The 9,367-nt window shown below is 47.2% G+C and carries 11 protein-coding genes; 3 read left to right on the plus strand and 8 right to left on the minus strand.

Annotated elements, in window-relative coordinates:
- Positions 1 to 94: 94 nt before the first annotated feature.
- From BT142_RS15370 to BT142_RS15380, 3 genes are read left to right on the plus strand one after another with little or no spacing between them, the layout of a single operon-like run.
- Entirely contained in the window at positions 95 to 1,633 is a 1,539-nt protein-coding gene (locus BT142_RS15370; RefSeq protein ID WP_072419065.1) for a recombinase family protein, read from the plus strand.
- Positions 1,623 to 2,498, plus strand: a complete 876-nt coding sequence (locus BT142_RS15375; RefSeq protein WP_072419066.1) for a recombinase family protein — start codon at positions 1,623 to 1,625, stop codon at positions 2,496 to 2,498. Before BT142_RS15370 ends, BT142_RS15375 begins: the two co-directional genes overlap by 11 nt.
- A complete protein-coding gene (locus tag BT142_RS15380) occupies positions 2,485 to 4,125 on the plus strand; it encodes a recombinase family protein (protein WP_072419067.1) in 1,641 nt (546 codons plus the stop codon). Before BT142_RS15375 ends, BT142_RS15380 begins: the two co-directional genes overlap by 14 nt.
- 263 nt (positions 4,126 to 4,388) lie before the next feature.
- Here the strand turns inward: BT142_RS15380 and BT142_RS15385 are convergent, their stop codons facing one another.
- The 8 genes from BT142_RS15385 to BT142_RS15420 all read right to left on the minus strand — a co-directional run bounded on the left by BT142_RS15385 (position 4,389) and on the right by BT142_RS15420 (position 9,328).
- Positions 4,389 to 4,628 (minus strand): hypothetical protein, encoded by a 240-nt coding sequence (locus BT142_RS15385; RefSeq protein ID WP_139182263.1) that lies wholly within the window; start codon positions 4,626 to 4,628, stop codon positions 4,389 to 4,391.
- 414 nt (positions 4,629 to 5,042) lie between these two features.
- Positions 5,043 to 5,537 carry a hypothetical protein gene (locus BT142_RS15390; RefSeq protein WP_242872012.1) on the minus strand — a complete coding sequence of 165 codons (495 nt, stop codon included), beginning with the start codon at positions 5,535 to 5,537 and terminating at the stop codon, positions 5,043 to 5,045.
- Complete coding sequence (locus tag BT142_RS15395) at positions 5,534 to 5,920, minus strand: type IIL restriction-modification enzyme MmeI (protein ID WP_347497767.1); 387 nt, start codon at positions 5,918 to 5,920, stop codon at positions 5,534 to 5,536. The genes BT142_RS15390 and BT142_RS15395 overlap by 4 nt, the downstream gene beginning before the upstream one ends.
- 477 nt (positions 5,921 to 6,397) lie before the next feature.
- Complete coding sequence (locus BT142_RS15400; RefSeq protein ID WP_072419069.1) at positions 6,398 to 6,622, minus strand: DUF6103 family protein; 225 nt, start codon at positions 6,620 to 6,622, stop codon at positions 6,398 to 6,400.
- A complete protein-coding gene (locus tag BT142_RS15405; RefSeq protein WP_072419070.1) occupies positions 6,619 to 7,767 on the minus strand; it encodes a hypothetical protein in 1,149 nt (382 codons plus the stop codon). Before BT142_RS15405 ends, BT142_RS15400 begins: the two co-directional genes overlap by 4 nt.
- Positions 7,768 to 7,782: 15 nt before the next feature.
- Positions 7,783 to 8,781 carry a hypothetical protein gene (locus tag BT142_RS15410; protein ID WP_072419071.1) on the minus strand — a complete coding sequence of 333 codons (999 nt, stop codon included), beginning with the start codon at positions 8,779 to 8,781 and terminating at the stop codon, positions 7,783 to 7,785.
- Positions 8,778 to 8,975, minus strand: a complete 198-nt coding sequence (locus BT142_RS15415) for a hypothetical protein (protein WP_072419072.1) — start codon at positions 8,973 to 8,975, stop codon at positions 8,778 to 8,780. The genes BT142_RS15410 and BT142_RS15415 overlap by 4 nt, the downstream gene beginning before the upstream one ends.
- Positions 8,976 to 8,989: 14 nt before the next feature.
- Positions 8,990 to 9,328 (minus strand): hypothetical protein, encoded by a 339-nt coding sequence (locus tag BT142_RS15420; RefSeq protein WP_072419073.1) that lies wholly within the window; start codon positions 9,326 to 9,328, stop codon positions 8,990 to 8,992.
- Positions 9,329 to 9,367 lie beyond the last annotated feature (39 nt).

Below are 9,367 nucleotides of genomic sequence, written 5' to 3' on the forward strand. Positions count from 1 at the left end.
TTTCCACAAAAATCGGTCATCTATTTCGTGTAGATAAGTGATTACAATCCGCCGTTTTTTGTGGTATCATTTAGTTCTGAAAGGAAGTGATGAAATGTCACGAATGATAGTGATACCGCCGTCCTCGGACAGATCGGGAGCAAAAATAAGGGTCGCCGCCTACTGCCGTGTTTCGACCAGTCATTCCGATCAGGAGAACTCCTACGAAACGCAGGTCAGATATTTCTCATCACTGTACAACGGCTCGCAGACGGAGGAGCTTGTCGGGATATACGCTGATGAGGGCATCTCGGGAACAAGTCTCAGCAACAGAGTGAGCTTTGTGAAGATGATGCAGGACTGCCGCAAGGGAAAGATAGACCGCATCGTCACCAAGTCGGTCAGCAGATTTGCAAGGAATACCAAGGACTGTCTTGTGACTGTCCGGGAACTGAAAGACTTAGGCATTACTGTCAGCTTTGAAAAGGAGAACATAGACACATCAAGGCTCTCTGATGAGATGATGATAACCATTATGGGCGGTCTTGCACAGGAGGAATCACACTCCATATCCAACAATGTACGCTGGGGCTTTCAGAAGCGGATGGCGAACGGAACCCTCGGACACGCAAGAGTACCCTACGGCTACAAAAGCGACAAGAAAACCAGTATGCTTATAATAGACAGAAAAACAGCAAGGATAGTCCGCAGGATATTCGATATGTATATCAACGGCTGCGGAGCAAACAGGATAGCACACATTCTGAACGATGAAAAGATACCCTCGCCCACTGGCATAAGCTGGAACAACATAACCATTCTCAAAATGATACGTCAGGAAAAGTATATTGGAGATACCCTATGGCAGAAAACATATTCGGAATTTATGGGACCATACTTTCAGATAAACCGCGGACAGCTGCCGAAATATTACATTCAGAACAGCCACAACGCCATAATCGACCGTGAGACATTTGAGCTTGCCAACAGGGTGATGAAAGCAAGAACAAACAAGGCAAAACAGAAAACCGAGTCACCGTTCAGACAAAAGATCTTCTGTGGAAAATGCGGACATAATTACGGATATGCAAACCGGAAGAACACAAGCTGCTGGATGTGCAGTCACAGGTACAATATATCGGAACCTTGTGACAACCCCGATGTCTATGACACCGACCTTCAGAATGCGTTCTCGGCTTTGTGCGACAAGCTCCACGCACAGGGAAAACCGATATTTACAAGAGCCCTTGAACAGCTTCAGCTCCTCGAAAAAATGCGTCAGAACGGAACTGTCACCACTGCAAGCCTGTACGAGCAGATAGCTGAAATAAAGGAACAGAAGCACAGGCTCGCCGAGCTTCGTACCAAGGGGTATGTCTCTGATGAAAAGTATGCTGAAATGGAATCGGATATGGATAACAGGATAGTCAAGCTCTCTGTAATGATCGACAAGGCAAACGAGGAAAAGGATCCTGCGTTCACGGAGCTGCCGATGCTTTCAGACTTGTTCGCCGGTTTCGACGGAACAGAAGAATACCGCCTGAGAATACTCTCCGAGGCAGTGGAACGAATAACGGTACTTGACAAAGCGATCACCTTTGAGTTGATCGGCGGTATGAGATTTACCGAAAGGACGGATGCTTATGATACATAAGAGAAAGATACCCTACGGATATATGATGCGGCGTGGACAGACAGTAATAAACGAAAATGAAGCACAGATCGTCAGGACGATATTCGAGCTTTCGGCATCGGGCATATCGGGCGGTGAAATATTACAACAGCTTGATGCCGGAAATGATGATTACTGGAAAGATGAAAAGAACAAGCTGATTGACAAGGTCCACGGCATTCTCAGAAAAGAATACTATTGCGGAAGTGATGATCTCCCGGCAATTATCACTAAAGAGCTTTTTGATAAGGCAAGGGAATCGACCCGAAAGAGAGACCACTTTCACAGCTCGAACCAAACAAAGGTGCCAATAAAATATGTTTGCTGTGCCGTATGCGGTAATCCTTTTTTCAGAGGAAGAAACACCGGTGACCTCAGATGGAAATGCAAGAATCCTGACTGTATCAACCGTGTGGACGGCATAAAGGAGAGCGACCTGTACTATCAGCTTACCGCAATACTTCAAAGAGTTCAGGCAGATAACAGCTTACTTGACATTGAACCCAAGCCTATCCGGTATGAACCGACTGTAGAAGTCCGCAATGGCGAAAACGAAGTCCTGATGCGGTGTCATGTAAAGCCGATCGATGAAGAAAGGATACGCCGTGAGATCATAGAGCTTGCCTCACTTAAATATGACTGCATAAGCTACAGCATGGCTCCTGCTCGAACGGCTGAATTAAAGGAGCTGCTGAACGGCATGAAACCGATTGACAGCATTGACACAAAACTTATTCGTGCAACAATGAAAAGAGTACTTATCAGCGGCGATCAGACTGTCACAACGGAGTTTATAAACGGCAAAAAAATACACTACGAAAAGGAGAAAGACCATGAACACCAATAACATAAAAACAGCATCAAACGTGATAGTTATACCGGCACTGACCAAAAACGAGATGAGCCCGAAACGGCTGAAACAGACAAGAGTCGCTGCCTACTGCCGTGTTTCGACCGATCAGGACGAGCAGCAGAACAGCTATCAAGTACAGATAAGCTACTACACCGACTACATAAACCGCAACCCCGAATGGTGCATGGCAGGGATATTTGCTGACGAGGGTATATCTGGTACGCAGACTAAAAACCGCACTCAGTTCGGCAGAATGATACGCAAGTGCAGGCAAGGCAAGATCGACCTCATACTTTGCAAGTCGATATCGAGGTTTGCGAGAAACACCGTTGACTGTCTCGGCTACATCAGGGAGCTGAAGTCGCTGGGCATCGGCGTTATTTTTGAAAAAGAAAACATAGATACGCTCAATATGACCAGTGAGTTCATCATCTCACTGTACGGCTCCTTCGCACAGGCGGAATCGGAATCCATAAGCAAGAACGTGACCTGGGGTATTGAAAAGCAGTTCCGTGAGGGAAAGGTAAGATACAACATGAGCACGGTGCTTGGATACCGGATGGGCGACGACGGCAAGCCATACATTGTGGAGGAGGAAGCCGAGATCGTGAGGGAGATTTTCAAAATGTACCTTGACGGCATGACGTTAAATACTATTGCGGAGATACTGACAGCAAAGGGTGCAAAGCGGCGAAACGGCAGTTCCGAGTGGCAGAAGAACAATATCAGGGTGATCTTAAGAAATGAAAAATATGTCGGAGATGCTATCCTGCAAAAGACTTATACCAAAGACTGCATTACCCACAAGCGACTTATAAACTACGGTGACAGGACGAAATATCTTATCCACGACTGCCATGTACCGATCATCGACAGGGACACCTACAACCGAGTTCAGCAGGAGATCGCAAGAAGAAACTCAGTTCAGCAGAAAAGCACCAGAACCAAGACCGAGCAGGGCAAATATTCGGGGCTGTACGCTTTGAGCGAGATAATGGTCTGCGGTGAATGCGGCTCTCAGTACCGCCGAGTGACCTGGACTTCGCACGGACACAAGCTGATAGTATGGCGGTGCATAAATCGTCTCGATCACGGGAACCGCTACTGCAAATGTTCGCCGTCGCTGAACGAGGAAAAACTGCACAATGCAATAGTCGGGGCGATGAACGAGATCTACAAGAGCGACAGCAGCTTCCTTGATATGATCGAGCAAAACATCGGCTGTGCAATAACCGAGAGCGATGAGCTTGGTCATGCGATAACAAAGATCGAGGACAGACTCACCGAGATTGAAAAAGTTCGTGATGACCTGATACAGCTTGTAACAGCAGGCTCCATAGCGATAGAATCTTCCGACGACAAGTTCAAGGCACTGGGTGAGGAAGAAAGCTATCTGCGCACCCAGCTCACAGCACTCAAAACAAAATCAGATAACAGCAATGATATAAGGCTGATGCTGAAAACTATCTCCGACGAGCTGAAAAAGTACAGTGGCTCGCTCCTTGAATATGACGATATGACGGTCAGGAAAACTATTGAATGTATAAGAGTAATGTCCAAAATCGAGATTGAGATCACATTCAGGGGTGGGTTTGAGATGAAAGCGGCGGTTGAGAAATAAGGCAGAGAAAAGCAGCGGCTCAGAGCGTTTCTGAGCCGCTGTTGTTTTCTTAGGGTAGTTTAGCAAGAACAATATCAGAGTGGCATCTGAGGGCATTTCCGTGCGTCTGAGAGCGTGCTTTTTCAGGCATACGAGAAAACAAAAAACCACAGCATACATTATCCAAACGGATAATTTGTTGCGTCTGTAACCTCTCTCTTGAATCCGATATTTTGTACAGTAAAAATGGCATAAAAAAAGCCGCAAACGGCGTAAAATCGTCATTATACGGTGGTCATCCAAAAAGTACGTGATTGTATTGTAGTAAAGATCAGTATGAGCACAGTGAGTACCGTCATTGCGCCGAGCTTTATCAGACGCTTCTTTCGTTTCAGGAAATCTTCCTTCAGCTGTCCGACCCTTGTTTCCGCAAAGGCTTCAGCGGCTGCTATATTTTCCTGAGCGATGCCGGTCTCCGCCAGCTCGCCGTTCGAGATCAAGCCGTTTATTTCTTTTCTACTCACTGTTCTCACCTCACTTTTTAAGCATTTTCGTCTTTTGGACAGACTGCACCCATCATAATTAATACTCTTTATTATTGTAACATATTTTTAAAGATTTTTCAAGTAGCATTTACAAGAAAAATCGAGCCAAAAATAGTACAATATGCACAATACGGGCATTCATTTCTTTCGCACATTTAATAGTTCCTAAAGATGTTTTAACTAATTCAGTGAGATTTTGAGCTGCTAAATAGCCGATTTGAAGTTTCTGAGCTTCTGTAGTACACATCCCCAATCAAACATATACATTATATATATGTCGAAAATGTGACTGAATGCTGAAATGCAGAAAAAAGCGAGAGCAGCAACTGCTCCCGCTTAATTCGATCTAATCTGCACATAAGTCTTTGCACTGTCTCCTTTATAGAATTGATCTTATGGAAGTTTGTCAACCGCTTCATCATCAAATAAATTGATGATTTTCTTTCCATGTTGTTCAGCATATTTTACCGCCTTGGCTGCACCACCGCTTTTGCGTTCTATCGCACAGATGACGAGATCACTTCTGATTATCATTTGCTTGTTACGCTCGAAGATCGCTGACTTCGGGTGTGCTTCTGATGATTCAGCACACACCTCGACTTCATCATAATAGTTGAGATATTCCTTTTCGTTGTTACGATATTCGGCTTTCATATAGGGCAGGACAAGGGTGAAATGGGTGTTTCCGTTTCCGTAACTGGCGACGGCTCTCTTTATGGCTGCCGATGCAAGCAAATCAAAATCCCCATCCCTGCCCACAAGGAACTCGACATACTCCTTGCTGTTGATAAGATTCCGTAGTATGGACATGAGCTTATCTTCCAGAGCAAACAAATTTGGCAGCTCACGGTGGCCGAAAAAGCTGACAGTATAGATGTTCAAACTCATTTATTACCACCCTCTGTCAGCTTTTGATACATCTTCATCAACTCTGCCACGCACTCGCTTTCGGTCATGGTCTTGTAGTCGAAGCCATAAGCCTGCATTACAGCCTTATCGTTGAGCTGGTGAGCCTTGCGAAGTTCGGGCGGCATGGTGGTCTCGTCATAGAGATCGGCAAGAGAGCAGTCAGGGTATTTAGCCCTTGCGTCGAGAATCGCTTGTGCGGTTTGCTCGATTTTGGCTTTCTGTTCGGCGGTGGGGATACACCATGGAAAGTTGTTGTAAATAGAAGGAGAATAGCGATAATCGCTTTTTAACCTTCCACATACAGTTCTCATCCATGACATATGAACATTTGATGTTAGTACACCAAAGTGAAATAAAGTCATGTTTTCTGCAACCGAACCGCTTTCTCGATGAACTCCGACTTGGTGGAGCAATTGTCGCCTTTGTACAGACTGTTTATCGTTTTCATCGTCTCTGGGAAAAGATACACTGCGAACCTCATTTTATCGGCTGTGACACCGTCGATTTCTCTCGCAATACCGCCGTTATCCCGGTCTTTCGTAAATTTTGACACCGTCAATTTTCACCTTCTTTCAAAATGACACCATTTTCAGAAAGCCGAAAACCCTCGCAATAATGCGGTCGGCTTTGCCGTCCGCTGTGAATTTTGCGGCAAATGGAGCCGCAATTTAACCAGCAAATCACAAATACCCCTCAAATCCCACCCTCACGGGCTGCCATCCCATTTTCAAAACTCTGCGACAAACGCCCACAAACCGCCCCGACTGCCGAGGGGTACACCTTGCCGCCCTCGGTTCAGAAAACGGCACACGGGGCATTCTCGTGCGACACGTGGCGAGTTACGGCTCAGGCTTTGTACTGACACTCGCAGACCTGCGGCGTGGTCTTTCATGAGCAGACATCTTCTCGATATAGTCCCTGACCACTTGCGGAACGACCTTGCCATAGAGTTGTTCAACATATTTGTCAAGTTCGGCGGCGAGGGTTGTGTTCTTCTGCTCGAGGTACATCTCGATCGCCGACAGCTTTTCATCGCTGATCTGAACGCTTATCGTTTTCTTCATGTCATTATCACTCCCATATTTTCATCTTCTGATTCGTCCTCGGTTTCCTCAATGACCTCATCGACAACCGCCGTGTAGAGCTGCTGCCCCTTGCCCGACAGCGCACCGTAGGTCGTGATCGTGCCGCCCTTCATGAAAAGAACATTGCACCCGAGATCAGTCAGATCTGTATCGTCAAGAGCGCTTTCCGAGAAGTCCGGCGGCAGCAGCTTCTGCAAATACTTCTGTCCGAATTCATCGTAGCTGCGGACACTTCTGTCGAGATCATACTCATCAAGGTGCATGGTAATGTCCCACACCTCTTGGATACTATGCGATGGCAATGTTTGAAGAATTGCTTTCAGCTTCACCACCTCGTAGCCCTCCAGTTTCGACACCAAGTTTGCAAGGGCATTCAATGCCATAGGACTTTGCGGTTCATACCTGACTGGAATCGAACAGTTCAGGCTGTAATAATTCAGATCATCAAGAGGCACACCGCTCTCAGCTGAGAACTTTTCAAGATCGTCAGGGTTCACTGGCAGCCTGAAGTTCTGCCCACAGATCTCAGGATCCTTTCCCGGCGGCACCAGCGTTATGCTGAACACATCGTCACGCCTGCCGACCGTGACCGATATATCCGGTTCCTCATAAGCCGCAGACTCGCAGTAGTATCCTTCAACAAAAATGCCGCCCTCGCGCTCGGCATAGGTTCTGCCGACCCAAGCCTTGTCCAGAATAGGCAGCAGATTCTCGGGGACATCTTCGAGCTCGGACAGCATATCGTTGTCAATGACCACCGCACCAAGTTCTGCAAAGTCTTTGCAATGATAGACAGGAATGCCGTCCGAGTAGGTCATACGAATGAGTTCGTCTATCGTCCGCTGCGGCTTCACTTTGAGCAACGCCGCTATCTGAATATCCGGCTTTGAGGTACTGTTCAGGTCAAGCTGGTCTATCCTCTCTGCGAACACATTCATCTTCCAAAGGGCGGCGGTCAGCTGCATCCCTTCCAGAGCGCCCACCTCGTCACAGTCAGTGATCTTGATTTTTAGCTGCGTATCATCCCCGGCTCTGAGTTTGTCAAGTTCGTCACGGATAATGAAAGGGTGACCCGGCAATGAAAGTTTGCTTGTGAACTTGCCGTTGATCGCTGTTATTTTCATTTTGATATTTGCCTTCTATTCTTCGCTTTCATCACCGCTGCCGTCATCGCTGCTGTCGTCGGACGGAGCCAGTTCATCTATCTTATCCAGCACCGCCTGCGGATACCCGATGCCTTCATAGGTACACCAGCTCGTCCACGCCCCGTCAGACACAGCCTGCTTTGTGACATATCCGACTGCTTCATCGCAGAATACAACCTCACCGAGACCGACATAAATGCCATGCTTTGTGCCGTTATACAAGCCGATCCCGGCGACCTCGGGCATCGTGGAAAGGTCGCCCTGCTCGGTAAATGTCAGCGTATTATATCCGTTCCCGAAGCTCTTGCTGTCGGGAAGATAATTCAAGTAGCCAATCATAAGACCTGCATTATCACAGTATCGCAGCCGCTTTTCCGAATCCTTTTCGCCGGTGAAGCCAGCTTTGTAGCCCCACCCCGACACATACGCATTGTTCGCCCACGCCGCTAAGTCAGCTGCGTTCTTGGTCGTGGGGTCACTGAACATATACGGATTTATCGTATTGTTCATTACAAAAGTGTAGGTGTGCAGGTATTCCTCAAAGTCAATTACAAGTCCGTAGTTCTGGTTTATGCTGTCGATGAGGGCGGCATCGTCAGGCGCAGTCTTGAACAGATTTGCATAACTGTTGGCATTAAAATCATCCACGTTATCAAAAAAAGACACATAGATAAGCTGTGCCTTGATCGTCTGGTCGGCTATCCCGAGCGCAGCCATCTCCGCTTCGATACTGCCTCCGGCGGACTTCAGTGCGTCAAGCTCTGCCGCCTGCTCGCTGTCGAGACTCGCTATGAAATTGTCCTCAGTGAGCTGTGACAGGTCAATATCCGCAGTTCCAAGATCGACCGAGCCGAGATTTGAAAACACAACGACCGGCAGGCACAGCAGATAAATAAACCCGAAAGCAACACTAAGAACAAGAATGATGAGCTTCTTCCTCAGCTTTTCGTCAGAGAGTATCATCACCAACAGCTTAATCAGCTTCGCACTCATGCCGACACCTCAATCTCCCTCACCTCAAACTCAATAAAATCATCGCAGACCTTCATGTCCTCGCCATGCTTGTATTCAAGTGCCGCATACTCCGTAGAAAACAAAACGGGTACGCCGTTCTGACGTACCCAGTCCTCAAAAATCGTCGCCACATTCTGCGTGTAGCGAGTTTTCCATATTCCGTATTTTGTCAAGCTATCATGCCTCCTTACTCCATTTTCATACCTGTCTCAAAATCCGAATCGAGATCATGCTTGTCATAAATCTCACGGAGCATTTCGCTGAATGTTTCTCTTGCCGCTATATCCATCGGGTCGTAGCGGCTGGCAAGAGTGCCCATCAGCACCTCCAGCGGATTCTTGAAACTGAGCAGATAGTCAGCCGCATCATCGAGAATACAGGATTCAATATTCGTTCTGATGAACTTGACGGCTGCTATCTGTTCGGCGTTCTCAATCAGCTCATCGGCTGTCATGTCCCACCAGATCTCACGCATGGATTCGTATTCAAGGTTTATCTTTTTCAGCAGCTTATCGATCGCAGTCATGCTCTCACCTCACTATCTTCCCCCAGCCGCTCCGAACAG

The sequence above is a fragment of the Ruminococcus sp. YE71 genome, from assembly GCF_900119155.1.
Classification (GTDB): domain Bacteria; phylum Bacillota; class Clostridia; order Oscillospirales; family Ruminococcaceae; genus YE71.

Bases quoted from the DNA above. Each gene is read 5' to 3' on its own strand.
- BT142_RS15370 (WP_072419065.1), top strand. From the start codon at position 95: ATGTCACGAATGATAGTGATACCGCCGTCCTCGGACAGATCGGGAGCA.
- BT142_RS15375 (WP_072419066.1), top strand. From the start codon at position 1,623: ATGATACATAAGAGAAAGATACCCTACGGATATATGATGCGGCGTGGA.
- BT142_RS15380 (WP_072419067.1), top strand. From the start codon at position 2,485: ATGAACACCAATAACATAAAAACAGCATCAAACGTGATAGTTATACCG.
- BT142_RS15390 (WP_242872012.1), bottom strand. From the start codon at position 5,537: ATGAGTTTGAACATCTATACTGTCAGCTTTTTCGGCCACCGTGAGCTG.
- BT142_RS15395 (WP_347497767.1), bottom strand. From the start codon at position 5,920: ATGACTTTATTTCACTTTGGTGTACTAACATCAAATGTTCATATGTCA.
- BT142_RS15400 (WP_072419069.1), bottom strand. From the start codon at position 6,622: ATGAAGAAAACGATAAGCGTTCAGATCAGCGATGAAAAGCTGTCGGCG.
- BT142_RS15405 (WP_072419070.1), bottom strand. From the start codon at position 7,767: ATGAAAATAACAGCGATCAACGGCAAGTTCACAAGCAAACTTTCATTG.
- BT142_RS15410 (WP_072419071.1), bottom strand. From the start codon at position 8,781: ATGAGTGCGAAGCTGATTAAGCTGTTGGTGATGATACTCTCTGACGAA.
- BT142_RS15420 (WP_072419073.1), bottom strand. From the start codon at position 9,328: ATGACTGCGATCGATAAGCTGCTGAAAAAGATAAACCTTGAATACGAA.